This is a genomic window from Bacillus sp. AFS073361 (assembly GCF_002567005.1).
Classification (GTDB): Bacteria; Bacillota; Bacilli; order Bacillales; family Cytobacillaceae; genus Neobacillus.
Genome location: NZ_NUZU01000013.1, coordinates 25,781 through 51,560 on the forward strand (window position 1 = coordinate 25,781; position 25,780 = coordinate 51,560).

The window sequence follows — 25,780 nt, forward strand, 5'->3', positions numbered from 1 at the left end:
ACAATGACAATATAGTGAAAACTTATAAGGACCTAAAGTATTTCTAGATAGGCAAACTTCTGCTAAGATAAGACTTATACAATTATAAGTATTGTCATAGTGAATAATGTAACAGTCTTTTCTACGAATGACTGATACACTAAAAACAGGTTCCTTAAAAATAATGGAGTTGAGATTAATGGGAAAAACCATTATTAAAGATAAATTAAATAGACCCTTGCATGACTTAAGGATTTCTGTCATCGATCGATGCAATTTCCGCTGCCAGTACTGTATGCCAGCAGACCAATTCGGGCCTGATTTTGAATTTCTTCCAAAAAGCGCTTTGCTGTCATATGAAGAGATTGAACGCCTTGCGAAAATATTTGTAAGTTTGGGAGTGGAAAAAATTCGTTTAACAGGAGGGGAGCCTCTTCTTCGGAAAGATTTACCTATTCTTGTTAAGAAATTATCCGCAATTGAGGATTTACATGATATCGGATTAACGACAAACGGTGTACTCTTGCCAAAATTGGCAAAAGAGTTAAAGAATGCCGGTCTTAAACGCGTTAATGTCAGCCTTGATACTTTAAATGATGAATTGTTTGGGGAAATTAACGGGCGCGGGGTAGCCACTGGACCTGTATTGGAGGGCATTGAAGCTGCCAAACAAGCTGGGCTTGGGGTCAAAATTAATATGGTTGTAAAGAAAGGCTTGAATGATACTGAAATCATTCCTATGGCAGAATATTGCAAAGAGAATGGACTGGAGTTGCGTTATATCGAATATATGGATGTTGGCTCTACAAATGGCTGGAAAATGGATGATGTCATTACTAAGAAACAGATTTATTATCTATTAAAAGAACGATTTGAGCTCGAGCCAGTAGACCCTGCCTATTATGGGGAAGTGGCGAAACTATATCGTTATAAAGATAAAGATGTGAATGTGGGATTCATTACTTCTGTGTCTGAATCTTTTTGCACAAGTTGTACACGGTCTCGTTTATCAGCGAATGGTCAGATTTTTACATGTTTGTTTAATGGGAATGGGCATGATATTCGTAACTTTATGAGAAATGGTGCCACGGATGCAGAAATCCGGGAACGAGTAACTGCGATTTGGAATGGTCGAGATGATCGATATTCAGACGAAAGAACTGCCGAAACGTACAAAAATCGTAAAAAAATAGAAATGTCTTATATTGGCGGTTAAACTCTCTTCATCAGAAGAGAGTTTTTTCAAATGAAAAACAGCCTGGGATACAGACTGTTTTTATCATCAAATATATCTAGGAAATAGAATGTTGTTTTCAAGATGCACATGCATAAAAGTTAATCCTTCTAATGCTTCTAAACGGGCATAAACAAGACGATACGTACCACAAGCATCCAAAGGAAGAGTAAAGTCAGATGTAACAGCACGAATTTTCCTTAAAATTTCTCCGGCATGGTCATGTTCTTTTTCTAATTCAACAATCATTTCAATAGCTTCTTCTCGGTTCTCAACCGTTCCATCGGCCAGCTGCTTAATTAAAGGAAATACAACAGCTTCCTCTTTTGCCATATGTTCCATCAATTCTTTTTTAAATTCATAAAAGAGTTCATTCACCTGTAATAATTCGGGGTGGTTATCACCGTGTACACGTGATACTTTTGTTACATACGGACTAAGCATCGATAGTTCCTCTTCTGATACACGATGGTAATTGGAGATGACATGATTAATTATTGTAGTTGAATCAGAGTTAGTCCAAACATCAACGTCTTTTTCGGCATTTTCATATGTTTCAAATACTTCTTTTAATTCCGCTAATAAAGTATCGAGATTAAGATTATTTTGTGAAACAGCAGTTGCTAGTGGAATGTTCCCTCCACAGCAAAAATCAATCCTGTTCTTTTTAAACACATCACTTGTTTTTGGTAATTCATTTACAATATCTTTAACTAATGAATTTGCAGTAATAGTGAAACTCATCGTATATTCCTCCTTAAAAAAATCCTGTTGAGTAAATCTACGATAATCATAATGTAAAAAAGCAAAAAATTTGGTGACCTAAATCACACATTCGATATGATTTACATTTTTATGTCTGAATTCCTTTGAATTGTGACATTTGATATGTTTCTAAGTTTCTAATAAGCTTATAATGAATATTCAATGATTAATGATACATATCAAAAATAAATATGGTTAAGGCAGGAGTTGATGATTTTGTTTGAAAGAAGAAAACCAATACCCGTTGGGGAAGCTGTCCAAAAAATTATGGAATATCAATTACCGGGTGTAACCGAACTGATTTCAATAAATGAAAGCTATGGCCGCTTTTTATCTGAGGATTTAATAGCGACAAGCGATGTTCCTCATTTTGATCGGGCTCCCTACGATGGCTTTGCTGTCAGGTCAATCGATACCTGTGATGCCTCACAAACGAATATTGTTGAGTTTGAAGTTGTCGATCATATTGGAGCTGGCATGGTTTCAAAAAAAGTAATTGGTGCATTCCAAGCTGTAAGAATTATGACTGGAGCGATGATGCCTGAGGGTACAGATGCAGTGGTTATGTTCGAACTTACACAGGGGTACGAAAAGAATGGAATTCCCTATATGTCAATTAAACGCAGCTTTAAAAAAGGCGATAATGTTTCATTCAGTGGAGAGGATGCTAGGCAAGGAGAAATTTTGGTAAGAAAAGGGACGTTGATCAATCCAGGGATACAAGCCATGCTTGCGACATTTGGATATGACCGTGTATCCGTTGCAAAAAAACCTCTTGTAGGTTTATTTGCCACAGGGACGGAATTATTAGAGGTGAACGAGCCCCTAGTTCCTGGGAAAATTCGAAACAGTAATTCCCATATGATTGCAGCGCAAATAGAAAGAGCAGGAGGGATTGTCCGCTATTTAGGCAAACTTCCGGATGAGTTTGAAACTTGCTTTGAAGCAGTGAAAAATGCATTAAACGATGTTGACTTGTTAATTACAACCGGCGGGGTTTCAGTGGGTGATTTTGATTATCTGCCTGCTATTTATGAAAAGCTTGGTGCGGAGGTTTTCTTTAATAAAGTTGCCATGCGGCCTGGAAGTGTGACGACGGTGGCACAGTATAATCGCAAACTTCTATTTGGGCTTTCGGGAAATCCATCAGCATGTTATGTAGGGTTCGAATTGTTTGCCCGTCCCATCATCCGAAGAATGCTATTTTCAGAAAAACCGCATCTTCGAATTGAAAAAGCTCTTTTAGAAGTGGATTTTCCTAAAGCAAATCCATTCACTAGGTTTGTTCGAAGTTCAACATTTATCGATGCGGGAAGACTTAAGGCCACACCGAGTGGGCTGGACAAGTCTAACATCATTATGAGCCTTTCTGGAGCTAATTCCTTGATGATTCTTCCGGGCGGAACCAGAGGCTATGCTGCTGGCAGTGAAGTAGATGTTCTGCTGCTTGAAGATCAAGTTGGCAGTGAATGGCCTTGGTAACTCCTGTCATCTTTCAAGTGGTCGGGTATCAAAATAGTGGAAAGACAACAATTACTTCAAAGTTGATTAATCTTTTAACAGAAAATGGGGTAAAAACAGTTACCATAAAGCACCACGGACATGGTGGCAGACCAGACTATCTACCTCTGAAAGATACAGAAAAACATATAAAGGCAGGAGCAATTGCATCAATCGTCGAAGGAGATGGAAGTTTGCTCCTCCAAGCCGAGAACCATTATTATTCACTTGAAGACCAGATAGAATTGATGAAGTTTTTTCAGCCAGATGTGATTTTAATCGAAGGCTACAAACTAGAGGCTTTTCCAAAGTTGCTGTTATTAAGAGATGAAAATGACTTTTCTTTATTAAAAAGCGTTTCCAATATTGCTGCTATTGTATACTGGAAAGATAAAATGGAAAAGGTAATCACGTTGAGAACCAATATTCCTTGCTTTCATATTGATGATAAAAGGGCGATAACTTGGACTTTGAAATTACTTCAAGAACTTGTACAAAAAATAGATCAAAATAGTTAAGAAAATGTCACAAAGAGAAGGCGATAGCCTTCTTTTTTTTGGGGGGTATGTGATGTGTTTCACATATTTTTTTGCTTAGCTAGCTTATATTTAGGCTAGTTAGGATAAAGGAGTGAAAATAATGAAGTTATTTTTACCGAAACAACATGGTGCATGGGCAATGCTAATCATCCCTTTTTGGCTTGGTGTTATTAATGGGGGATTTATTTGGCAACATATCCCGTTTTTCATCGGCTGGCTCTTATTGTACTTGGCAACCTATCCGATGCTCCTTTTATGTAAAAGGAAAAAACTCACTTTTTATACTAAATGGACTCTTTTATACATGATTCCCTCGCTGCTATTTTTACTTTTTCCTTTGTTGGAAAGACCGACAATAATATATTTTGGCCTTCTGATGCTGCCGTTTTTTATAATTAATGCTATTTATACTTCAAAGAATCAAGACCGGGCGTTTATGAATGATCTCAGTGCGGTTTTTGCCTTTTCAATTGCCGGATTAGCAAGCAGTTTTTTAACAGATGGAGAAATAAATTTCGAGACACTTATTTTCACCTTTTTAACATCGGTTCTATTTTTTGTTGGTTGTACCTTTTATGTAAAAACAATGATTAGGGAAAAGAAGAACACTCAATTTAAATGGATTTCATGGTTTTACCATATTGTGTTAGTCATTTCTTGCTTCGGTTTTGGTGTCTGGATAGTTGCTTTAGCATTTATCCCTAGTTTACTAAGAGCAATTGGTTTTTACGGCAGGTCCTTATCCCCAAAACAAATTGGCATTTACGAAATCATTAATTCAGCAGTATTCTTTACGATATCAGCCATCCAACTAAGCATATTAACATAAAAAAATCGGTCAAATGACCAATTCAGATTGTCGAGAAAGGGAACTTTTCTCGGCTATTTTTTTTCTTTATCTGAAACAATTTTTTGATTTTGTCCCTGCTATTGGGCCTGTTGATTTCCGCTCCGGGCACTCGCTTTCCGCGGGGAGGTCCTGGAGCCTCCTCGGCGCATTGGCGCCTGCGGGGTCTCCAGTGACCTCTATATCCCGCAGGAGTCGAGTGTCCTCCGCTCCAATCAACAGGGTGTCAAGTCAACCCAAGCATTGCCACACACTTTTGCTACCCTAGCCAAATTTTGCAATCTTTATTATACTTTTGAAAGCTACAGTAAGGAGAACCTGTTCATTCATCATTAAAGACATATTCATATTCAATTTGGTTATATTCTTTTGGCTTAAAAATTGAATTATTATTTATTGAGTTGTAGATCTTTATTACTACAACTGTTGATTGGAGCGGAAGGTGCGAAGACTCCTGCGGGAGTACGGGGCAGGGGAGACCCCGCAGGAGCGCAGCGACGAGGAGGCTCGCCGGCACGCCCGCGGAAAGCGAAGCACCTGGAGTGGAAATCAACAGACTTGTCGCAAAGCCTAAATATTAAAATAAAAAGGCTATCGAAAGTTTCGATAACCTGAAAATCGGTCAAATGACCGATTTTTTTGCTTAAAGAATTCCTAATCCACTTTACAGATTTCTATTGGACAGTCCTCACAATCGATTTCCCTTTTTAAATAGTCTAAATCATGAATGGTAATCATGCCCTTTTCAATGGATACAATTCCGTTCTTTCGTAAATCGCTTAACAAGCGATTGACAACTTCCCGTGAAGTACCGCAAAAATTGGCTAACTCCTGATTGGTAAGCGGCAGCTCGATTAGTATTCCTTTATTGGTCTTGATACCATAACTATTGGTAATTCGAATAAGTGTGGAGTACAAAGCCCCTTTTTTACCGTGAAGTACCAAATCACGGAACTTTGTTTGAGTCTTTCGGTATTGTTGGCTCATCCACTTGATGAACTCGAATGAAAGTGATTGGTTTTGTGATAGTCTTTCTTCAAGTGTGTCTTTCATAATAACGGCTACCTCTCCACTCTCAACGACACGAGCACTTAATAAATATCTGGAAGAAGGGGAGAATAAATTTAATTCACCGACAAAATCACCACTCGAGCACATTCTCAGAGTGAGCTCCCTTCCATCAGGAATGATTTTGCTGATTTGAAGAATTCCACTTTGTACTATGTACAATTCATCAGCAGTAGAACCTTCCTGAAATAAAAAATTCCCTTTTTCAACTTTCTTTATATGGTGAACTGTATCAAAAAGATGGGACAGTGTTACCGGTATTTCTCTTACTGACTGCATACTCATAACCACCTTTAAAGGTACGAAAATTTGTCTAAAAAATTGACAGTCAAGGTTAGATTTACAAGATAATACTATAATTATATTGTTAACAAAGAATAATTAGCAATAAATGAGTAATAAGTTCATACAATCGTCATAACTTCGTGCCGACTTTGTTTATTTCTTAGGAAATAATGTCGATTAGTATAGGAATTTGTAAGAAATGCCAATAATGATAGAGCCTGAAACGGAAATAATAACAATGTGAAGAAAAGGAGGGAAAAAGAATGGGTCAAAATCGCCAGTTTAAATCTGGAAGTAAAGCACCTAATAATGGTGTTTATATTGAAGTAGGAGATACGGGAAGCAATGTCAATAATCCGAAAAAGATCAAGTTAAAAGCAGGGGATGCCTTCCCAGAGACTTCCAATGATGAACGAGTTTGGACATATCAGAGAAAACCATAAATTTAATACAGAAAAGGTCATCCATTGGGTGGCTTTTTCTTTTGTGTAACTCTGGACTAAAGACTGTATTATCTAAACCGAGAAAATTTCCTTTTTAGACGGGATTGTTTTATAATAAAAATAAAGGTCAAACTTGGTCAAAGAGGGTGTTGAAAAATGGATATGAATCGAATGACAGAACGGTTACAGAAAGGAATGATGGATGCCCAATCGGTAGCGGTAAAGAAAAATCATCAAGAGATTGATGAACCTCATTTATTTATCTCGTTAATGGAGCATGAAGATAGCCTCATTTCTAGCATATTAGAGAGAGCAGGAGTATCTTCTGAAAGAACCAAAAAGAACCTTATGGAATCTCTGTCAAAAAAACCAGTGGTTACAGGCAGCGGTGTTGAACAAGGAAAACTATATATTACAGCAAGGCTGCAAAAGTTACTTGTAAAAGCTGAAGAATATATGCAAAAATTTTCAGATGAATATTTATCTGTCGAGCATATTCTGTTAGCTGCGGCATATTCAGATGACACAGAAATGCGAAAGATATTACGAGCTTTAGGAAAGCAGCCAGAGCATGTTTTACAAGCGATAAAAGATATAAGGGGGAATCAAAGAGTGACATCACAAAATCCCGAAGCAGGATACGATGCCTTAAAAAAATATGGACGGGATCTTGTTGCAGAGGTTAGAGAAGGAAAAGTGGATCCTGTTATTGGACGTGATTCTGAAATCCGAAATGTCATTAGGATTTTATCAAGAAAAACAAAGAATAATCCGGTCTTAATCGGTGAACCTGGTGTAGGAAAAACAGCCATAGTAGAAGGGCTGGCACAAAGGATTGTTCGAAAAGATGTTCCAGAGGGTTTAAAGGATAAAACCATTTTTTCACTAGATATGAGTGCGTTAATTGCAGGTGCAAAATTTAGGGGTGAGTTTGAAGAACGATTAAAGGCCGTATTAAATGAAGTTAAAAAGAGTGAAGGCAGGATCTTATTATTTATCGATGAAATTCATACGATTGTTGGCGCAGGGAAAACGGAAGGTGCAATGGATGCTGGAAATATGTTAAAACCGATGCTTGCACGTGGTGAACTTCATTGCATAGGAGCAACAACACTTGATGAACACCGAAAATATATTGAAAAAGATCCTGCACTTGAACGAAGATTTCAGCAGGTACTCGTCCAAGAACCAAACGTAGAAGATACTATTTCAATACTACGAGGCTTAAAAGAGCGGTATGAAGTACACCATGGTGTAAAAATCCATGATCATGCTTTGGTGGCAGCGGCAACATTATCAGATCGTTATATTACGGATCGGTTCTTGCCCGATAAAGCCATTGATCTTGTTGACGAAGCATGTGCTTTAATCCGGACTGAAATAGATTCCATGCCAACAGAATTGGATGAAGTAACACGAAGAGTTATGCAATTAGAAATTGAAGAAGCAGCTTTAAGTAAAGAGGTGGATGAAGGAAGCAAGTTACGGCTGGAAGTACTTCTAAAGGAACTTGCTGACCTAAAAGAGACAGCTAATGAAATGAAGGCAAAATGGCTGCATGAGAAACAAAGTATTCAGAAATTGCAGGAGAAAAGGGAGAATTTAGAGAAACTTCGCAGGGAACTTCAACAAGCAGAGGATAAATATGATTTAAATCGTGCGGCAGAACTTCGGCATGGTCAAATTCCATTAGCAGAAAAAGAACTGAAGGAACTTGAAACCGCCTCAGTTAAGGATGAAAAATTACTTCGTGAAGAAGTAACAGGTGAAGAAATATCGAACATCGTATCTAGATGGACAGGAATTCCGCTTTCTAAACTAGTCGAAGGCGAAAGAGAGAAGCTGCTCCGATTAGAATCGATCCTTCATGAAAGAGTGATTGGTCAGAATGAAGCTGTAAATTTAGTGGCAGATGCGGTCCTAAGGGCTCGTGCTGGAATTAAAGACCCTAACCGGCCAATAGGATCATTTTTATTTTTAGGTCCAACTGGGGTTGGAAAAACGGAGTTAGCAAAAGCCCTTGCGGAGTCTTTATTCGACAGTGAAGAACATATAGTCCGGATTGATATGTCTGAGTATATGGAGAAGCATGCCGTTTCCCGCTTGATTGGTGCACCCCCTGGATATGTTGGCTACGAAGAAGGCGGACAATTAACGGAAGCAGTGAGGAGAAGACCATACTCGGTTATCTTAATGGATGAAATTGAAAAAGCCCATCCTGAGGTCTTTAATATTCTCCTTCAAGCGCTTGATGACGGAAGAATTACAGACTCGCAAGGGCGTGTAGTTGACTTTAAAAATACAGTGATAATTATGACATCAAATATTGGCTCACAATTTTTGCTAGAACGAAGTGAAAATGAAAGTGAAATCTCTGATGTGGTACGAGAAAAAGTGATGAGTCAATTGAGGGGGCATTTCCGACCAGAGTTTTTAAATCGCATAGACGAAACAATTCTCTTTAAGCCACTATCACTAGACGCGATAAAGAATATTGTTGCAAAAATGATGAGAGAATTGCAGAATCGTTTAAAACATCAACAAATAGATATTTTCATCAATGAGGAAGCTAAAGAATTTATTGCTGTAAATGGATTTGATCCAATATATGGTGCTAGACCGTTAAAACGTTTTATCCAAAGAAATATCGAGACAAAACTTGCTCGTGAAATAATTGCTGGAAAGTTACTTGATCAATCCAAAGTGGAGATAGGTATTAACAATGGAGAAATTTCATTAGCTGTTAAATCGTGATCCATTAAAAAAAGTCATCCGCTTGGATGACTTTTTTTAATGTTTGGAAACTGGCTCATTTGGAATCAATGCAGTTACTACGTAAATTAGAATAGTTACACCAACTGCAGCAACAGTACCAGTAACGAAATCATATTTTGCACCAGCAGTCATTGAGCTCACTACATATGTAAGCATTTGCACTAATAGAAATGACCAGAAAAGGGTCCAAAAAAATCGCATTATTCTTCACCTCTAACAACCTATTTTACATCTTTAATTATATTATCATATGATTCAGAAATGATAAAGCTAAACTTCCTTTCGTGGTAAGTTGTCCTTTCCGGCTTACCGTGCTCTTCTTCTTTTTTTCCTGCTTGAATTCCATCTGTGCCGCGTATAAATAGGCAAAACCCCTTTCAACTTTAATATGCCGGCATACAATACTGTGAGGAAATATGGAAAAGGAGATTTAACGATGGAAAATCGTAATTTTCAGATGGATACCCAATGGAATATTATTCATTACCCAGAGAAGCCCACAGGATTTGGGATCTTAATACTTGGAGATGAAAGGCATTTTGTCGATGACTGTAAATGCTTTTGGACACAAAACGAAGGTAAGTTGGCAATTATCAACCAGCTAAAAGAAAAAGGGTACACCATTTTTTCCTCGAATCTTTATGGGCGAAACTGGGGAAGCGATAATGCTGTTGAACTCGCAGAGAGATTATATCAGCATGTAATCCGAAGCGAGATCCTTAATAACAAAATTCATGTTTTGGCAGAAGGTATGGGGGCATTGGTTGCTTTGAAACTAATGGAAAAGATGAAGCACAGGATTAGGTCGATTATTTTACTTAATCCGATTCTATCCTTAAAACATCATCTTGAACAAGAAAAGGAACATAAATTTTTTTATAAGAAGCTGCTGAGGGAATTATCATTAGCGCATCAAATGGAGCAGAACGTACTTGAAAACACATTTCTTAGCAGGGAAGAAAACATTAAACAACCATTTGACTGTCCAGTTAAAATAATCCATGTCTTGTCTGGGGCAAAATCTTATAACCAGTCCAAATTGTATCAACAACTAATTAGTGGGTCCGAGATAAATCCAACATTTATTCTTCCAGAGAAAAAACAACGACTAGCAATAATTATGATAAAGTTCTTCAACCGTCATGAATCGGTCTTATAAACTTCATCCTCCCCACAAGAAATAATTCCTTAACGATGCGCATAGGATTCATTAAGGTTAGTGTGGGGAGGAAAAATATATGGACAAGGCAATTCTTTTTGGTTTGTTTGACTTTGTGAATTTTCATATTTGCAAGAGTTTGTTAAATAAAGGGCTGGAGGTAACGGGGATTCATCTAGCAGAGACGGGTCAAATAGAATTTCTAGAAGAAAAAAGGCTTGAAGTAGGTCGAAATGCAAACTTAATAGAACAATCATTATCCGAGTGGGGGATTGACCAAGAAAAATCCACACCCAATACCAGTCTAATCATTTCAATATATGATCTTTTTATGAGCAAAAAAGAACAAATTTTAGAGGATGGAAATGTAACTAAGCAGATGGTTCAATATCTGGAGGGTAATAGGAATGAAGTTAACAATGTTCTTATTCTCCCTGTCCAAATTCTGACGAGTACATTTAGGGGTAAGGAAATAGAGGGATTCCTAGATTTAATAAAGGGAGTAGGAAATAATACGCAGTCTATTTACTTACCCGCAGTTTATGGCCCATGGCAATCGAATACTTTTTTATTTCAAAAAGTATTAAGTTCAAAATATCAAGAAATAGAGATTACAACTGATGAAAGAGAATGGTCCAATGATGTCCTTTTTATAAATGATGCGCTAGAGTCTATTGTAGATATTATTGAAACAGGAGAGCCAGGTAGTTTTGTGCTTGAAAGTGGCCAGAAGAATCAATGGTTGAGATGTGCTGATCATCTAAATATCGCCGAAAATCATCGGGCGAAAAATGGTTATGAATCATTGGATTTGAATTCTGACATTGTAAAAGTTTCCGTTAAAAAAGGAACTTCATTAAAAAAATCCATTCAGGAACAAAAGGATCATGTCCAGCGATTGTATGCAAATCAGTTGTAAAGTGTCCTGATTTTTGTATAGAATATGTTGGAAATAGGGATGATGAAAGATAGGATTCATTTCGCTAATTACATTTAGAAGGAGATAATATGATTAGTCAGGATAAATCTTTAGAATTTATGCAGATCGCGATGAAATACTTACCAGAGGCTAAAGAACAACTGGACAAGGCCGGTGTTGAATTATCAATGGATTTAATTCAGCCGTTTATGGATCTTTTTTCAAAGGTTATGCAAGAGGCATACGAACTTGGTTTAGCTGAGGGGCGTAAAGAAATGTAAAAAGAAATAAGCTCTCGGACGCGGGAGCTTATTTCTTTTTCAATATTTGCCTTAAACAGTTGCTTAAAATGGACTTTATTTGATAAAATTAGGACCAAGTCATAATAATTGATATTAAACAATAGGATATATAATGTTGTCATAAATAAAGGAGATGGACCGTATGAGAGCAGGGATTGTAGGTATCGGTAGGTATTTACCAGAGAAAATTGTCACCAATAAGGATTTAGAAAAAATTATGGATACATCTGATGAATGGATTCGTACAATGACAGGAATTGAAGAGAGGAGAATCGCAGCCGACGATGTTAACACTTCAGACATGGCATTTGAAGCTGCCCAAAAGGCGATTCAAGATGCGGGGATCACTGCCGAAGAGATTGATTTAATATTGGTAGCTACGGTAACTCCAGACACTCCGTTTCCTTCGGTTGCATGCAGAATTCAAGAAAGATTGGGAGCAAAGAAGGCTGCAGCAATGGATGTAAGTGCAGCTTGTGCTGGTTTTATGTACGGTATTGTGACGGGTAAACAATTCGTTGAAACTGAAGTTTATAAATATGTACTTGTCGTTGGAGTGGAAAAACTTTCGAAAATTACAGATTGGTCTGACCGCAATACGGCAGTATTATTTGGGGACGGTGCTGGAGCGACAATTATCGGCCCTGTTTCGGAAGACCGTGGAATTCTATCCTTCGAACTTGGAGCTGATGGGACAGGATCTAAGCATCTGTACCAGGATGAATATATTATTATGAACGGTAGAGAAGTTTTCAAATTTGCTGTTAGGCAAATGGGGGAAAGCTGTATTAATGTTCTCGAAAAAGCAGGTTTATCAAAAGATGATGTCGATTTCCTCATTCCTCATCAGGCAAATATTCGAATTATGGAAGCGTCTAGACAAAGATTAGAATTACCAGTTGAAAAAATGTCAAAAACCATTAATAAATACGGTAACACTTCTGCCGCGTCGATTCCCATTTCTATTGTAGAAGATTTGGAAGAGGGAAGAATTAAGGATGATGACATTATTGTCATGGTAGGTTTCGGTGGAGGCCTAACTTGGGGTGCAATTGCAATCAAATGGGGAAGATAAAGAACAGTATGAACAAAAAGATAAGAAATGAAGGAGATAGATAATATGGAAAAGCGCAGGGTTGTAGTAACAGGCATAGGTGCAGTAACGCCGCTTGGAAATGATGCCGAAACTACTTGGAAAAATATTTTAGAAGGTCAATCTGGGGTTGGGCCGCTGACAAGAGTTAATGCTGATGAATATCCGGCAAAAGTTGCTGCTGAATCCACTGATTTTAATCCTGAGGAATTTATGGATAGAAAAGATGCACGTAAAATGGATCGTTTTACACAATTTGCGGTTGCGTCGGCATTAATGGCAGTGAAAGATGCTAATTTAACAATTAACGAAGAAAACTCCCATCGTGTAGGAGTATGGATTGGTTCTGGAATTGGCGGAATGGAAACCTTTGAACAGCAATTTGAAATATTTCAAAACAGAGGATACAAGCGTGTTAGTCCATTTTTTGTTCCAATGTTAATTCCAGATATGGCAACAGGACAAGTTTCCATTACATTAGGTGCGAGAGGCTTCAATTCATGTACAGTAACCGCCTGTGCAACTGGAACAAATTCGATTGGTGACGCCTTTAAAGTCATTCAACGCGGTGATGCAGATGCTATGGTTACAGGTGGAGCGGAAGCACCGATTACAAAAATGTCGGTCGCAGGCTTCTGTGCAAATACTGCTTTGTCCACCAATCCAGACCCAAAAACAGCTAGTAGACCATTCGATAAAAATCGTGATGGATTTGTCATTGGCGAAGGTGCAGGAATTATTGTCTTAGAAGAACTTGAACATGCCTTAGCGCGAGGTGCCAAGATCTATGCTGAAATTGTTGGCTATGGTGCAACTGGGGATGCCTACCATATTACGGCACCGGCACCAGGTGGTGAAGGCGGCGCCCGTGCTATGAAAATGGCCATTAATGATAGCGGATTAAATCCGGATGAAATTGACTATGTTAACGCCCATGGGACTAGTACAGAATATAATGACAAGTTTGAAACTCTTGCTGTTAAAGAGGTTTTCGGTGAGCATGCTTATAAATTAGCGATTAGTTCAACAAAATCGATGACAGGGCATCTTCTGGGTGCGGCTGGCGGTGTAGAAGCAATTTTTTCGGTATTAGCGATAAGAGACAGTATGCTTCCACCTACCATTAACTATGAAACACCAGATCCAGAATGCGATTTAGATTATGTACCAAATAAAGCACGTCAAAAGGAAATTAAAGCAGCAATGAGTAATTCATTAGGTTTTGGCGGACACAACGCTACGATTGTATTTAAAAAATACGAATAAACACCTACGAACGACCAGACAAATATATCTGGTCGTTTTTTTACCATTTTATCTATGAACCTCTTTCGATTACCTTCATAAACTGTTCAGAAGAGGCTAGGTAAATGGGGTGTAAAAATGGGAATCATTCGAACAGATTATTGGATAGAAGAGGAGTTTGACAGACCTTTAAAGTTGTGTGAAAAACTAGAGCCATTCTTTGTAAAGCAAACGCCAAAGGAAATATACAATCAATTATTGAATTTTGGTATGTACCGTCCCTCTAGATCTGCTCGGATTATTATTGACCGAATGAAAGAACAAAAGGCATGGGCTCAAGTGGAACAACTCTTTAATCACTATAAAGAGAAATGGAATGGTCCTGACATACCAGTATTTCTTTTTCCCGTAGCACAAGCAGGCGGTTTCTTTCTTAAGGAAGTTAAAAGTAAAGCTGGTGTCTCGTTTCCTGATAAAATGTTTCTTTTTCTCTCGCATTTTGAGAATCCTAAAGAAATAGAGGCACTAATGGTCCATGAATATCATCACGTCTGCAGGCTAAGTAAGTTGAATAAAAGAATGGAAGACTATACCTTGCTTGATTCGATAATTATAGAAGGACTTGCTGAATATGCCGTTTTAAAAAATTGTGGTTCGGAATATTTAGCCACATGGTGCCGTAAGTATAATAAAAAAGAGTTACTAAAATTTTGGGATAAATATATAAAAAAACAACTAGGTACGAAGAAAAATGAAAGAGGACATGATGAATTACTATACGGAGGGGGAAGACTGCCAAGACTTCTCGGTTACTCTTTTGGATATGATATTGTTGAACACTTTTACAAAACCAATCATTATTCTACGAAACTATCTTTTTCTATCCCCGCAATAAAGTACCTAGAACACTATAAGAATGACATCGTAAAAAGCCAATAAAGCTAGACTTAAAAAAATAGACTGACATATATTATATAAAATTCAAATAAATCTTGTAATTGTAACAATTCTGTAATAAAATTTCAAGTAAATAGTTTGAATAAACAGAATAATTTAAAAAGTTAGTAGGTGTACTATGAGCACAAAAAGATCGTTGCAAAAAGAGGCACCATTGCTCGAGGTGAAAAACTTAGAGACGGCATTTGATATTGACGGAACTGATTATAATGCAGTAGATAATGTTTCATTTAATGTTAAGCCAGGTCAAGTTGTTGGAATTGTTGGAGAGTCCGGTTGTGGCAAATCCGTTATGAGTCTCTCAATAATGAAACTTTTGCCTAAGGGGAGCGGAAAAATAAAAACAGGTGAGGTTATTTTTGATGGAATAAATCTTGAGAAAATGACCGAATCTCAAATCAATAAAATTCGAGGGAAAGACGTCTCGATGATTTTCCAAGAGCCAATGACTTCATTAAATCCAGTTTTTACAATAGGTTATCAATTACAGGAAGTCCTTTTTAATCACTTAAAAATTTCGAAGCAAGAAGCCAGGCTAAAATCAATTGCCTTATTAAAAAGTGTCGGAATCTCACGACCTGAAAAACTGGTTGATGAGTATCCACATCAACTATCCGGCGGGATGAGACAAAGAGTGATGATCGCAATTGCCATAGCTTGTCAGCCTAAATTATTAATTGCTGATGAACCAACGACTGCACTGGATGTTACTGTTCAAGCTCAGATATTAGAACTTCTTCAGGAAATTCAGGAAGTAAATGACATGTCTATCATTTTAATAACCCATGACTTAGGCGTAATTGCTGAAATGTGTGATGAAGTTATGGTGATGTATGCCGGAAGGATTGTTGAACGTACGGATGTTGATACGCTTTTCCATAATCCCAAACATCCATATACTAGTCTACTATTGGGGGCTATCCCAAAAATGGATGGACAAGATGAACGGTTAAGTTCGATAAAGGGTATCGTACCCTCGCTTATTAATATGCCAAAAGTGGGCTGCCGTTTTGCAAATCGATGTCCAAAAGCAATGCCTGAATGCACGACAAATACCCCTTTACTTGAAGAGGTAGAACATGGCCACGAAGTTGCATGTTTACTCTATGAAACAAGTAAACCAATTCAAGGGGTGAGATCATGAAGACTGTTTCAGTACATAAACAGGATGACCATTCTCCCATGAAGTCAGAGAATCTATTAGAGATTAAGAATCTTAAAACCTATTATCCTGTTAAAGGCGGATTTTTAAAACGTACGATTGGAAATGTAAAAGCAGTGGATAATATCTCTTTTGAGATTAAAAAAGGGGAAACGCTTGGGCTAGTTGGTGAATCTGGATGCGGTAAATCAACTGCAGGCAGGACAATTCTTCGACTATTAAAACCAACAGAGGGCCAAATTCTTTTTAATGGTAAAGACATTACCAAAGTATCAGGCAAATCACTTCGCGAGATTCGAAAGGATATGCAAATGGTGTTTCAGGACCCTTATGCTTCTTTGAATCCGATGCAAATGGTTGGAGACATTATCGCTGAGCCTATTTATAACTTTTCTAAAAAAAGTAAGGATGTATTAAAACAGGAAGTCATGGATTTGTTAAATAAAGTAGGATTATCGCCAGATGCCTATTACAAGTATGCACATGAATTTTCTGGGGGCCAGCGTCAAAGAATCGGAATTGCTAGAGCGTTAGCATTAAAGCCGAAATTAATTATTGCCGACGAACCTGTTTCAGCACTCGACGTCTCAGTCCAATCTCAGGTTTTAAATTTGTTAAAAGACTTGCAGGAAGAATTTAACCTTACCTTTCTTTTTATAGCACATGATTTAAGTGTTGTTAAACATATGAGTGATCGAATTGGTGTTATGTATCTAGGTAATATGGTCGAGGTTGCGGATAAAGAAGATTTATATGCTGTACCTCTCCACCCATATACACAAGCATTAATTTCAGCAATTCCATCTCCTGATCCCAGGGTGAAAAAAGAGCGGATTATCTTAAAAGGTGATGTGCCGAGCCCAATTAATCCTCCAACAGGATGCCGATTTCATCCCCGCTGCCCCATGGCAATGGAGCAATGTTCTAAAATTTTGCCGGTATTAAAGGAGGTGAAGCCCTCTCATCGAGTTGCTTGCCACCTTTACTAGAAAAGCGAATGCACATGTACGCTTTCACTAGACAGTAACGAAAGGAAAAATAAAAACTATAGGGGGGTAAATAAATGAAGAAGAGAAGTATGCTTATGCTAGCCGCATTGATGCTGGTTCTATCCGCATTTTTAGCGGCCTGCAGCGGCGGAGAAAAAACAGGGACAAGCAAAAACGAAGATGATGGTAAGACTGGCGAAACGGCCGGAAAACCACAAGATGGCGGGACACTAGTTTATGCACTAGATTCCGCACCAGAGGGTAAATTTAACTATTCTTTTTATGGTAATGCATCTGATCAGTATGTCATTGATTTCTTTGATGAAAACCTAATTGATTATGACGAGAATTTAAAAGCGCAGCCTCATATCGCCTCATGGAAAACAACAGACAATAAAGTTTTTGATTTCGAAATCAAGCAAGGTGTAAAGTGGCACAATGGCGATGAGTTATCAGTGAAAGACTGGGAATTTGCATTGAAAGTTATCGCCGACAAGGATTATGATGGTCCCCGTTTTGATAACGTAAGAAATATTGTAGGTGCACAAGATTATCATGACGGCAAAGCGAAAGAAATCGCTGGTATCAAAGTAGTGGATGATTACCACATCCAAATTACTTTTGATAAAGCTCGTGTAAACAACTTGGATAATCTTTGGACATACCCGATGAACCGTACGGAATTTAAAGGACTTGCAGTAAAAGATATGATGGCATCCGCACAAGTTCGGACCAAGCCTGTTGGTTTAGGACCATTTAAAGTAACGAAAGTAATTCCAGGTGAATCCATAGAAATGGAACGATTTGATGATTACTTTGGCGGCAAACCACATATCGAAAAAGTAGTTATTAAAGTGATTGATCCTTCACTTTCTGTTGGAGAACTTAAAAACGGGACGCTTGATATGACTTCTTTCCATCCTAGTATTATTGATCAAGTCAAAGCACTCGATAATGTAAATGCTGTTACCTATCCAGGCGTAAGCTACTACTATGTTGGTTTCAGATTAGGTACCTGGGATGGCGAGAAAAACATCATGAACGAACCTAAATACCAAGAGAAGAAGCTTCGTGAAGCAATGTATTATGCAATCAATCGTGAGGAATGGGTTAAGGCGTTCTTCTTTGGTGTAGGTAAGCCAGTCAACCGTCCAATACCTACAAACCATTGGATTGCAGCCCCTAATGAAGATTTAGAGCAATACAAATATGATCCGGAAAAAGCGAAAGCATTATTAGATGAAGCGGGATACAAAGATATTGATGGCGATGGCTTCCGTGAAGATCCAAATGGGAAGAAATTTGTTGTTAATTTCAGCCACTATGCAACCGATAACCCTACATTTGAATCGCGCGCTAAGGCAATGACTCAATATTGGGAAGCAGTTGGTTTGAAAACGAAATTAACAATGACAGATGTAAACCTTTATTATGAAATGCTTGATAAAGCTGATAAATCAATGGAAGTATTCTTCGGTGGCTGGTCAACTGGGTCAGACCCAGATCCGACTCCACTTTGGGGATCGAAAGCAGTTTGGAACTACCCACGCTGGGTAAATGCTGATAGTGATAAATTGCTAGATCAAGCACTTGATATCAATATTGTAGGAACAGATAACGATAAACGTAAGGATCTTTATGTCCAATGGCAAAAGCTATTCATGCAAGATCTACCAGCATTACCTATTGCTGAACTAGAAGAAACAATGGCAGTCAGCAAGCGAGTGCAGGACGTTAAATTTGATGTATCTGGTATGAATCGTCCAAACGAATGGTGGATTAAGCAATAGGTTCTGCTAAAGATTACTAACACAATCTTAATCTTCAAATGGGAGAAGGCTTACTTCTCCCATTTGAATAAGCTGGTATTGGGTTTACACAGCTCGTGTGTACCAAAGCTTAATAGACAAGGAGAATGCACATGCTGAAATATGCATTTCGAAGAATATTGGGAATGATTCCAATGTTACTCCTTACCTCCATTGTAGTATTTACATTGGCAAAATTAATGCCTGGAGATTCACTAAGTGGAGAAATAGATCCTAGAAATACGAATCCTGAGTATATCGCAGAAATGCGAGAGAAATTGGGGTATAATGACCCGCTGCCTCAGCAGTATTTCCGTTGGATTAGTGGATTCGTTGAGGGGGATTTTGGAAAGTCAACACGTTTCAAAATAGAGGTATCCGAGGTTATTGGTGAGCGGCTCCCTAACACAATACTTTTAGGTTTTTCATCCATATTAATAACCTATATTCTCGCATTTATAATGGGCTCCTATGCAGGACGAAAGCCTTATACTCTGACTGATAATCTAATTGGAGGATTAAACTACATAGGATTGGCCATCCCATCCTTTATTGCTGGGGTATTCGCTATCTTCTTCTTTTCCTTTACGCTAGGCTGGTTTCCATCCAATGGTTCAGTCGATATTAGTGTGACCGAGGGAACCATTGAATGGTGGTTAAGCCGTTTACATCATGTCTTTCTGCCTGCGGTCGTACTAGGATTATTAAGTACAGCTAGTTATACCCAATTTTTACGTAACGATATTATCGAAAATAGCCGCAAGGACTATGTCCGCACAGCACGTGCAAAGGGTACACCGGAACGAAAGATTTATAATGTTCATATTTTAAGAAACTCAATTATTCCACTTATAACCTTTTTAGGATTTGATATCGTCGCCATTATTAGTGGTGCCATTATTACTGAGACAATTTTTACTTATCCTGGTTTAGGACAACTATTCCTACAGTCTGTAGGGACGAGGGATTATCCAGTATTATTGACATTGACAATGTTATTCTCGTTCTTAACATTAATCGGCAATTTAATAGCGGATGTCTTATATGGTGTTGTAGATCCGAGAATTAGGCTAGATTAAGGGGGAGGAAAAGATGCAGATAGCAACGCAAAACGAGAAAAATATGTTAGTAACACCCCCGAAAAAAAGTTTATCTCCTTTTGCAATAGCCCGAAAGAAATTTGTGAAAAATAAATTGGCAATGATTAGCCTTTTCTTTTTACTGCTTGTTACGATTGTTTCAATCCTCGCACCCTATATCACTACGACAGATATAACTAGAATCAACATTGGGCAAATGTCGTTAGAGCCAAGTAGTGAACATTGGCTGGGAACAGATAAATCTGGACGCGATGTTTTTACAAGATTGCTCTATGGCGGACGTATCTCTTTGTTAGTAGGGATCAGTTGTACATTTTTTGTTACTATACTGGGAACTTTAATCGGCTCAATCTCAGGGTATTTCGGCGGAGCGGTTGATAGCTTATTAATGAGATTTACCGATTTTATCTTAAACTTTCCATTCCTTGTATTTGTCATTGTTCTAAATGCTATCCTTTTTGGAAAAGTTAACGGATTGTGGGTATTAATTGGAACAATAAGCTTGCTAAGTTGGGGGGGGATTGCCCGGATTGTCCGCAGTAAGATTCTCGCCGAAAAAGAAAATGAATACATTACAGCAGCCATTTCTATAGGTTGTTCACCAACAAAAGTTATTGTGAAACATCTTCTTCCCAACATTTTATCTACTATTATTGTTCAAGCAACGATTACATTTGCAACGATGATTGTTGCTGAAACAGGTTTAAGTTTTCTTGGCTTTGGTGTACCGCAAGAAATTCCGAGTTGGGGAAATATGTTGAATTCAGCTAATGAGCCTGATGTTCTTCAATTCAAACTTTGGATTTGGGTACCGCCAGCATTAATAATCACAATAACCATTTTATCTATTAACTTTATCGGTGAAGGTCTAAAGGATGCCTTTAATCCAAAATCTAAACGTTAAAGATCTACCATTACCTGGTGGATTTTTTTTGTTGGCATTTTAAAGTTCGTTGTTGATTGAAGTTCATAAATGTAATTGGAGCAAAATATATATAAAGGAATAATTTAACTAAGGTCTGCCCATACTGATTTACAAACAGTTTCTTGAAGTGAGGGGTTGTACAATGTTGTATCTTCATGATGTATGGGTGAATTGGTTTGAAGGGGAAGAAAACGGTTACAATGTATGCCATTTCCATGAATGGCGTAAGGATGATGGCGTGGAGTTATTAGACCAAGTGCCATTGATGAAAGTTGAACCGATATTGTTTAATTACATTGAAAATGATTTGTCAGAATTACCTCAACAGCTCTTAGATGATATCTTTCAGAAAGCGTATTTGAGGAAGAATCATGAAAGAGTTCAACTTGACTATTGTTTTGTAGTTACGGATGGAATTGGTATATTAGCCATAGATACCATTGGCTATAATATTCCAATCCGTAAAAGCCGATTAATTCCAAGACAAGAGCAGTTAGTTTACGAAATGATAAGTCAACATGAGGCTAATAAATACCACTTTTATGAGCAGCCAAAATCAAAAGACTATCACATTCTCTCACCTGAGCCGGAATTAATGAGAGGTTTAACAAGAAAAGAACGTCAATTAAAACAACTATTATTTATGGCACTTGACCAATTACTCTCATCGAGTAATGAGGCAGAAGTTAGGTATTGGTACACTGAATGGTGTCCGGAAAATTATTCAACGATTCAAGCTTTAAATTTTGAAGCCGCATGGGAACAGTTATTTGAGGAAACAAAGTATGGATGGTCGAAGAGGCATGAAACATTTTGTGAAAATCTAATAAAAGGACAGCCGTTTTTTGAAAAGCTTTGGGAAATGGAACACGGTCCAAAAGTAAATTAAAAGCCTGACCCAACAGATATGCTGCACATATCTGTTGGGATTCAGGCTTTTTTTAATTCTACCTCTTCTTACGGCCTAACCCCATAGCGTTTTCCATTTTCTTTAATGTCCTATTAGCCACTAAGTTTGCTTTTTCTGCACCTTCATCTAATATACGGTCAAGTTCGGGTGAATCAAGTAATTCATAGTATCTTTCTTGTATTGGTGTAAAGAAGTTGACAACGACATCGGCTAGGTCACTTTTAAAATCACCGTAGCCTTTTCCTTCATACATAACTTCAATTTCAGAAATAGACTTTCCACCCAAGATAGAGTAAATCGATAATAAGTTTGAAATGCCAGGTTTGTTTTCTTTATCGAATTTTACAATCCCTTCAGAATCTGTCACAGCACTCTTAATTTTTTTCACCATTTGCTTTGGATCATCTAAAGGTGTGATATTAGCTTTTTGGTTCGGATCAGATTTGCTCATTTTTTTCGTTGGTTCTTGCAGGGACATAATTCTTGCACCAACCTTAGGAATACTTATTTCAGGAATAGTTAAAATGTCTCTGTATTTTTTATTAAAACGTTCTGCTAAGTCACGAGTTAATTCCATATGCTGCTTCTGATCTTCGCCAACAGGAACTAAATCCGTATTATATAGAAGAATATCGGCTGCCATAAGAGGAGGGTAGGTTAATAAACTTGCCTGTACTGCCTCTTTCCCTGTGGATTTATCCTTGAATTGAGTCATTCTTTCTAATTCGCCAATATAGGCAACACACTGCATCATCCATCCCGCTTGAGCATGAGCTGGAACCTCTGATTGAACAAACAATGTAGCTTTGTTTGGATCAATTCCAACTGCTAGATACAATGCAGCTAAACTTCGGATATTTTTCCGCAGAATTCCTGGGTCCTGCGGAACGGTAATGGCATGCTGGTCTACGATACAAAAAAAGCAATTGTATTCGTTTTGCATTTCTACAAATTGTTTCAACGCTCCAATATAGTTACCGAGTGTTATCGTTCCACTTGGCTGAATACCAGAAAAAATCGTTTTCATAATCATTTCCTCCTAAAAAATATATAAAAAAACCATTCATCCCCTAAAACGAATAGGGACGAATGGTTCGCGGTACCACCCTAAATTACTCAAAAAAGAGTCACTCATTGCTAAAACCATCTTGAAGACAATTTAGCCACCTTTTAACGCAAGGTTACGTCTAATCCTACTTATATATAACATAGAAATAATTTGTTCAGATAGAGGCTCCAAAGTCCATTCCGTATTTATTCGTGTTTGTTTCCACCACCCACAAACTCTCTGATCCGAATGTAAATACGTACTACTCTTTATCATCGCCTTTTAAGCAACTATACAATTGTACTTATTATAATGAAACGAATAATTATTTTCAAGTCAGTTAAAAATAATATATGACAAGGGCAATAAGCATAAACAGTCCATTAATAAGCCCGTAAAAAGCTAAGGGCTTTTGGTTGAATGTAACAAGTTCTGATAAAGGAGGTATTTCATCAAATCGTCTTTTATTATGACCTCTTTGAAACGCAAAACTGAAAGATTTTGAAATGACGTCATAAAAGCCTGAATGGATAGTATAAACAAGCAAGGAAGTAAGCAAGAGTCCTGCTGAAAAATAAAAAGATATATTGATATAGCTTAACAAGGACACTTTGTGATTATTAATAAAAGAAATAAAAATAATCACTAGTTGTATGAATGCTATAATTAGGAGTTTTTTCTTAAGTTGATAATTCACTAAATAACCTCCAAAAGATTGATTTAATAGGGGTTTACTTAAGTATATTATATTAAAAATCCGTATAAGTCTAAATTATAACATAGGAAAATGTAATGATAACGTAAAGAATGTTTCTGAAATGTAAATAAACTTCAAAAAAATAATGTACAATTTCTAGAAAATATGTATAATAGAGAATGTAGTAATTTTTCAGAATAATAGAAAAGGGAGGTCTACTAGTGAAGAAATCAAAACTTTCACTACTATTAGTACTATCACTAGTTCTCAGCATGTTCCTTGCAGCATGTTCGGGCGGAAACAAGAATGAAGGTTCGTCCAAAAATGAAGGCGATAATAAAGCCGGCACTGAAGAAACCCAATTAGCAGATGAGCAAGTTCTAAATGTTCTTGAGTCTGCAGAAATTCCTTCAATGGACAGCGTAATGTCTCAAGACGTATTGAGCTTCACAATGTTAAATGCTACAAACGAAGGTTTATATCGTTTAGATCCAGACCAAAAAGTTATTCCTGGCGTTGCTGAAGCAGCACCAACTTATAATGATGATAAATCTGTTATCACAATTAAATTAAAACAAGATACAAAATGGTCAAATGGTGACCCTGTAACTGCACATGACTTTGTATTTGCATGGCAACGTGCAATTGATCCTAAAGTTGCTGCTCCATACGGCGCATACTTCATGGAAGGCAAAATCAAAAATGCATCTGAAATTGTTGCTGGAAAAGCAAAACTTGATGATTTAGGTATTAAAGCAGTAGATGATTATACTTTGGAAATTACATTAGTAAGACCACTTCCATACATCGAATCTTACTTAACTTTCCCATTGTTCTTCCCACAAAACAAAAAGTTTGTTGAAGCGGAAGGCGATAACTATGCGAAAGATGCAACACACCTACTTTACAATGGTCCGTTTAAAATGACTAAATGGGATGGTCCAACAGGAACTGAGTGGGTATTAGAAAAGAATGCTGATTATGTAAATGCAAAGGACGTTACTTTAGAGAAAATTAACTTTAACGTTTCTAAAGATCCACAAGCATCTGCAAACGCGTATACTGCTGGTGAAGCTGATATCACACCAAAACTTGCACAAGCGGCAATTCTTTCACAATTTGAAGGACAAAAAGATTTACTTCGCTATCAAGAACCATCAATCTGGTGGTTAAAAATGAACGAAAAGAACCCTGCATTAAAGAATGTTAATATCCGTAAAGCAATTGCTTTAAGTGTTGACAAAAAAGCTTTAACTGAAGATGTATTAGCAAACGGATCCATCCCTGCTGATTTCTTAGTTCCAAAAGGATTCTCTTTTGACACAAATAATAAAGACTTCCGTGAAACTACAGGAACTTACTTAAGCACTAACAAAGAAGAAGCTAAAAAGCTTTGGGAACAAGGTCTTAAAGAAACAGGACTTAAAGAAGTTAAGTTTACTTATGTTGGTCAAGATACTGAAACTTCAAAAGTAACTGATGCATTCGTTAAAGATCAGTTAGAGAAAAACTTACCTGGATTAAAAATTACAATCGAAGCAGTTCCTTTCAAAATTCGTATCGCTCGTGAAGATGCTGAAGATTATGATTTATTAATGGGTGGTTGGGGACCTGACTACGCTGACCCAATGACTTATATGGATCTTTGGATTACTAACGGCGGACAAAACCACATGAGCTATAGCAATCCTGAATTTGATAAGTTAATCAAATCAGCTAGTGAAGAACTTGTAGCTAAGCCACAAGATCGTTGGAAAGCTCTTCAAGATGCAGAAAAAATCTTGTTAGAAGATGATGCGGCTATCGCACCATTATACCAACGTTCAGTGAACCTATTAATCAATCCTAAGGTTCAAGGTTTTGCTCACCATGCATTTGGTCCTGACTATAGTTACCAGTGGATTAAAATCACAAAATAGTAACTATAACTAATCAAATAAAAAGAGAGTATATTTACCAATATACTCTCTTTTTACCTGTGTTAGAATTGTCGTAAGATGTCGAAAATTCAAAATAATTAGGAGGTGTAGG

General features: G+C 37.4%; 24 protein-coding genes and 1 other annotated feature. Of the genes, 19 read left to right on the plus strand and 5 right to left on the minus strand.

Annotation, left to right across the window (positions count from 1 at the left end; all coding sequences use genetic code 11):
* Positions 1–178: 178 nt before the first annotated feature.
* Positions 179–1,195, plus strand: a complete 1,017-nt coding sequence (gene moaA, locus COJ96_RS08040) for a GTP 3',8-cyclase MoaA (protein WP_218936503.1) — start codon at positions 179–181, stop codon at positions 1,193–1,195.
* A 66-nt stretch (positions 1,196–1,261) separates the two neighbouring features.
* Here the strand turns inward: moaA and ric are convergent, their stop codons facing one another.
* A complete protein-coding gene (gene ric, locus COJ96_RS08045; protein WP_098572431.1) occupies positions 1,262–1,957 on the minus strand; it encodes an iron-sulfur cluster repair di-iron protein in 696 nt (231 codons plus the stop codon).
* Positions 1,958–2,194: 237 nt separating this feature from the next.
* On the opposite strand from ric, the gene COJ96_RS08050 reads away from it, so the two are divergent.
* The 3 genes from COJ96_RS08050 (at position 2,195) to COJ96_RS08060 (ending at position 4,846) form a co-directional block, all read left to right on the plus strand.
* Positions 2,195–3,460 carry a molybdopterin molybdotransferase MoeA gene (locus tag COJ96_RS08050; RefSeq protein WP_098572432.1) on the plus strand — a complete coding sequence of 422 codons (1,266 nt, stop codon included), beginning with the start codon at positions 2,195–2,197 and terminating at the stop codon, positions 3,458–3,460.
* Positions 3,448–3,996, plus strand: coding sequence for a molybdopterin-guanine dinucleotide biosynthesis protein B (gene mobB / locus COJ96_RS08055; protein ID WP_098572433.1), 549 nt, complete (start codon positions 3,448–3,450; stop codon positions 3,994–3,996). Before COJ96_RS08050 ends, mobB begins: the two co-directional genes overlap by 13 nt.
* A gap of 121 nt (positions 3,997–4,117) precedes the next feature.
* Positions 4,118–4,846 carry a YwiC-like family protein gene (locus tag COJ96_RS08060; RefSeq protein WP_098572434.1) on the plus strand — a complete coding sequence of 243 codons (729 nt, stop codon included), beginning with the start codon at positions 4,118–4,120 and terminating at the stop codon, positions 4,844–4,846.
* A 672-nt stretch (positions 4,847–5,518) separates the two neighbouring features.
* On the opposite strand, the gene COJ96_RS08065 is transcribed toward COJ96_RS08060, so the two are convergent.
* Entirely contained in the window at positions 5,519–6,211 is a 693-nt protein-coding gene (locus COJ96_RS08065) for a Crp/Fnr family transcriptional regulator (protein WP_098572435.1), read from the minus strand.
* A gap of 269 nt (positions 6,212–6,480) precedes the next feature.
* On the opposite strand from COJ96_RS08065, the gene COJ96_RS08070 reads away from it, so the two are divergent.
* Positions 6,481–6,660, plus strand: coding sequence for a YjzC family protein (locus COJ96_RS08070; protein WP_026566122.1), 180 nt, complete (start codon positions 6,481–6,483; stop codon positions 6,658–6,660).
* 156 nt (positions 6,661–6,816) lie between these two features.
* Positions 6,817–9,414, plus strand: a complete 2,598-nt coding sequence (clpB, locus tag COJ96_RS08075) for an ATP-dependent chaperone ClpB (RefSeq protein ID WP_098572436.1) — start codon at positions 6,817–6,819, stop codon at positions 9,412–9,414.
* Positions 9,415–9,450: 36 nt separating this feature from the next.
* Here clpB and COJ96_RS08080 read toward each other — a convergent pair whose 3' ends face one another.
* Positions 9,451–9,636 carry a YjzD family protein gene (locus tag COJ96_RS08080; protein WP_026566124.1) on the minus strand — a complete coding sequence of 62 codons (186 nt, stop codon included), beginning with the start codon at positions 9,634–9,636 and terminating at the stop codon, positions 9,451–9,453.
* 235 nt (positions 9,637–9,871) lie between these two features.
* On the opposite strand from COJ96_RS08080, the gene COJ96_RS08085 reads away from it, so the two are divergent.
* The 12 genes from COJ96_RS08085 (at position 9,872) to COJ96_RS08140 (ending at position 21,983) form a co-directional block, all read left to right on the plus strand.
* Positions 9,872–10,594: an alpha/beta fold hydrolase gene (locus COJ96_RS08085; RefSeq protein ID WP_098572437.1), complete on the plus strand. Its 723-nt coding sequence runs from the start codon at positions 9,872–9,874 to the stop codon at positions 10,592–10,594.
* Between the two features lie 79 nt (positions 10,595–10,673).
* Positions 10,674–11,513 (plus strand): hypothetical protein, encoded by an 840-nt coding sequence (locus COJ96_RS08090; RefSeq protein ID WP_098572438.1) that lies wholly within the window; start codon positions 10,674–10,676, stop codon positions 11,511–11,513.
* 92 nt (positions 11,514–11,605) lie between these two features.
* On the plus strand, positions 11,606–11,794 hold the full coding sequence (locus COJ96_RS08095) for a ComZ family protein (RefSeq protein WP_218936504.1): 189 nt from the start codon (positions 11,606–11,608) through the stop codon (positions 11,792–11,794).
* A 163-nt stretch (positions 11,795–11,957) separates the two neighbouring features.
* Positions 11,958–12,890: a beta-ketoacyl-ACP synthase III gene (locus COJ96_RS08100; protein WP_098572440.1), complete on the plus strand. Its 933-nt coding sequence runs from the start codon at positions 11,958–11,960 to the stop codon at positions 12,888–12,890.
* A gap of 45 nt (positions 12,891–12,935) precedes the next feature.
* A complete protein-coding gene (fabF, locus tag COJ96_RS08105; protein ID WP_098572441.1) occupies positions 12,936–14,174 on the plus strand; it encodes a beta-ketoacyl-ACP synthase II in 1,239 nt (412 codons plus the stop codon).
* 117 nt (positions 14,175–14,291) lie between these two features.
* Positions 14,292–15,092 carry a DUF2268 domain-containing putative Zn-dependent protease gene (locus COJ96_RS08110; RefSeq protein WP_098572442.1) on the plus strand — a complete coding sequence of 267 codons (801 nt, stop codon included), beginning with the start codon at positions 14,292–14,294 and terminating at the stop codon, positions 15,090–15,092.
* Between the two features lie 136 nt (positions 15,093–15,228).
* The gene (locus tag COJ96_RS08115; protein WP_098572443.1) at positions 15,229–16,254 is read left to right on the plus strand and encodes an ABC transporter ATP-binding protein; all 1,026 of its coding nucleotides are present in this window, start codon (positions 15,229–15,231) and stop codon (positions 16,252–16,254) included.
* On the plus strand, positions 16,251–17,261 hold the full coding sequence (locus COJ96_RS08120; RefSeq protein WP_285850897.1) for an ABC transporter ATP-binding protein: 1,011 nt from the start codon (positions 16,251–16,253) through the stop codon (positions 17,259–17,261). Before COJ96_RS08115 ends, COJ96_RS08120 begins: the two co-directional genes overlap by 4 nt.
* Positions 17,262–17,335: 74 nt before the next feature.
* Positions 17,336–19,051, plus strand: a complete 1,716-nt coding sequence (opp4A, locus tag COJ96_RS08125) for an oligopeptide ABC transporter substrate-binding protein (protein WP_098572444.1) — start codon at positions 17,336–17,338, stop codon at positions 19,049–19,051.
* A 131-nt stretch (positions 19,052–19,182) separates the two neighbouring features.
* Positions 19,183–20,148, plus strand: coding sequence for an oligopeptide ABC transporter permease (opp4B, locus tag COJ96_RS08130; RefSeq protein WP_098572445.1), 966 nt, complete (start codon positions 19,183–19,185; stop codon positions 20,146–20,148).
* 13 nt (positions 20,149–20,161) lie between these two features.
* A complete protein-coding gene (gene opp4C / locus COJ96_RS08135; RefSeq protein ID WP_098572446.1) occupies positions 20,162–21,073 on the plus strand; it encodes an oligopeptide ABC transporter permease in 912 nt (303 codons plus the stop codon).
* Between the two features lie 163 nt (positions 21,074–21,236).
* Positions 21,237–21,983 (plus strand): YjbA family protein, encoded by a 747-nt coding sequence (locus COJ96_RS08140; RefSeq protein WP_098572447.1) that lies wholly within the window; start codon positions 21,237–21,239, stop codon positions 21,981–21,983.
* Between the two features lie 58 nt (positions 21,984–22,041).
* Here COJ96_RS08140 and trpS read toward each other — a convergent pair whose 3' ends face one another.
* On the minus strand, positions 22,042–23,034 hold the full coding sequence (trpS, locus tag COJ96_RS08145; RefSeq protein WP_098572724.1) for a tryptophan--tRNA ligase: 993 nt from the start codon (positions 23,032–23,034) through the stop codon (positions 22,042–22,044).
* 48 nt (positions 23,035–23,082) lie between these two features.
* Positions 23,083–23,337: a binding site (T-box leader), on the minus strand.
* 55 nt (positions 23,338–23,392) lie between these two features.
* Complete coding sequence (locus COJ96_RS08150) at positions 23,393–23,749, minus strand: DUF3899 domain-containing protein (RefSeq protein ID WP_098572448.1); 357 nt, start codon at positions 23,747–23,749, stop codon at positions 23,393–23,395.
* A 221-nt stretch (positions 23,750–23,970) separates the two neighbouring features.
* Here COJ96_RS08150 and COJ96_RS08155 point away from each other — a divergent pair, with 221 nt between their 5' ends.
* A complete protein-coding gene (locus tag COJ96_RS08155; protein ID WP_098572449.1) occupies positions 23,971–25,668 on the plus strand; it encodes a peptide ABC transporter substrate-binding protein in 1,698 nt (565 codons plus the stop codon).
* The last annotated feature ends 112 nt before the right edge of the window (positions 25,669–25,780 follow it).

What these genes read in the sequence shown, in the direction of transcription:
- moaA (WP_218936503.1), top strand. Translation starts at nt 179, where the DNA reads ATGGGAAAAACCATTATTAAAGATAAATTAAATAGACCCTTGCATGAC.
- ric (WP_098572431.1), bottom strand. Translation starts at nt 1,957, where the DNA reads ATGAGTTTCACTATTACTGCAAATTCATTAGTTAAAGATATTGTAAAT.
- mobB (WP_098572433.1), top strand. Translation starts at nt 3,448, where the DNA reads ATGGCCTTGGTAACTCCTGTCATCTTTCAAGTGGTCGGGTATCAAAAT.
- COJ96_RS08060 (WP_098572434.1), top strand. Translation starts at nt 4,118, where the DNA reads ATGAAGTTATTTTTACCGAAACAACATGGTGCATGGGCAATGCTAATC.
- COJ96_RS08065 (WP_098572435.1), bottom strand. Translation starts at nt 6,211, where the DNA reads ATGCAGTCAGTAAGAGAAATACCGGTAACACTGTCCCATCTTTTTGAT.
- COJ96_RS08070 (WP_026566122.1), top strand. Translation starts at nt 6,481, where the DNA reads ATGGGTCAAAATCGCCAGTTTAAATCTGGAAGTAAAGCACCTAATAAT.
- clpB (WP_098572436.1), top strand. Translation starts at nt 6,817, where the DNA reads ATGGATATGAATCGAATGACAGAACGGTTACAGAAAGGAATGATGGAT.
- COJ96_RS08080 (WP_026566124.1), bottom strand. Translation starts at nt 9,636, where the DNA reads ATGCGATTTTTTTGGACCCTTTTCTGGTCATTTCTATTAGTGCAAATG.
- COJ96_RS08085 (WP_098572437.1), top strand. Translation starts at nt 9,872, where the DNA reads ATGGAAAATCGTAATTTTCAGATGGATACCCAATGGAATATTATTCAT.
- COJ96_RS08090 (WP_098572438.1), top strand. Translation starts at nt 10,674, where the DNA reads ATGGACAAGGCAATTCTTTTTGGTTTGTTTGACTTTGTGAATTTTCAT.
- COJ96_RS08100 (WP_098572440.1), top strand. Translation starts at nt 11,958, where the DNA reads ATGAGAGCAGGGATTGTAGGTATCGGTAGGTATTTACCAGAGAAAATT.
- fabF (WP_098572441.1), top strand. Translation starts at nt 12,936, where the DNA reads ATGGAAAAGCGCAGGGTTGTAGTAACAGGCATAGGTGCAGTAACGCCG.
- COJ96_RS08110 (WP_098572442.1), top strand. Translation starts at nt 14,292, where the DNA reads ATGGGAATCATTCGAACAGATTATTGGATAGAAGAGGAGTTTGACAGA.
- COJ96_RS08115 (WP_098572443.1), top strand. Translation starts at nt 15,229, where the DNA reads ATGAGCACAAAAAGATCGTTGCAAAAAGAGGCACCATTGCTCGAGGTG.
- COJ96_RS08120 (WP_285850897.1), top strand. Translation starts at nt 16,251, where the DNA reads ATGAAGACTGTTTCAGTACATAAACAGGATGACCATTCTCCCATGAAG.
- opp4A (WP_098572444.1), top strand. Translation starts at nt 17,336, where the DNA reads ATGAAGAAGAGAAGTATGCTTATGCTAGCCGCATTGATGCTGGTTCTA.
- opp4B (WP_098572445.1), top strand. Translation starts at nt 19,183, where the DNA reads ATGCTGAAATATGCATTTCGAAGAATATTGGGAATGATTCCAATGTTA.
- opp4C (WP_098572446.1), top strand. Translation starts at nt 20,162, where the DNA reads ATGCAGATAGCAACGCAAAACGAGAAAAATATGTTAGTAACACCCCCG.
- COJ96_RS08140 (WP_098572447.1), top strand. Translation starts at nt 21,237, where the DNA reads ATGTTGTATCTTCATGATGTATGGGTGAATTGGTTTGAAGGGGAAGAA.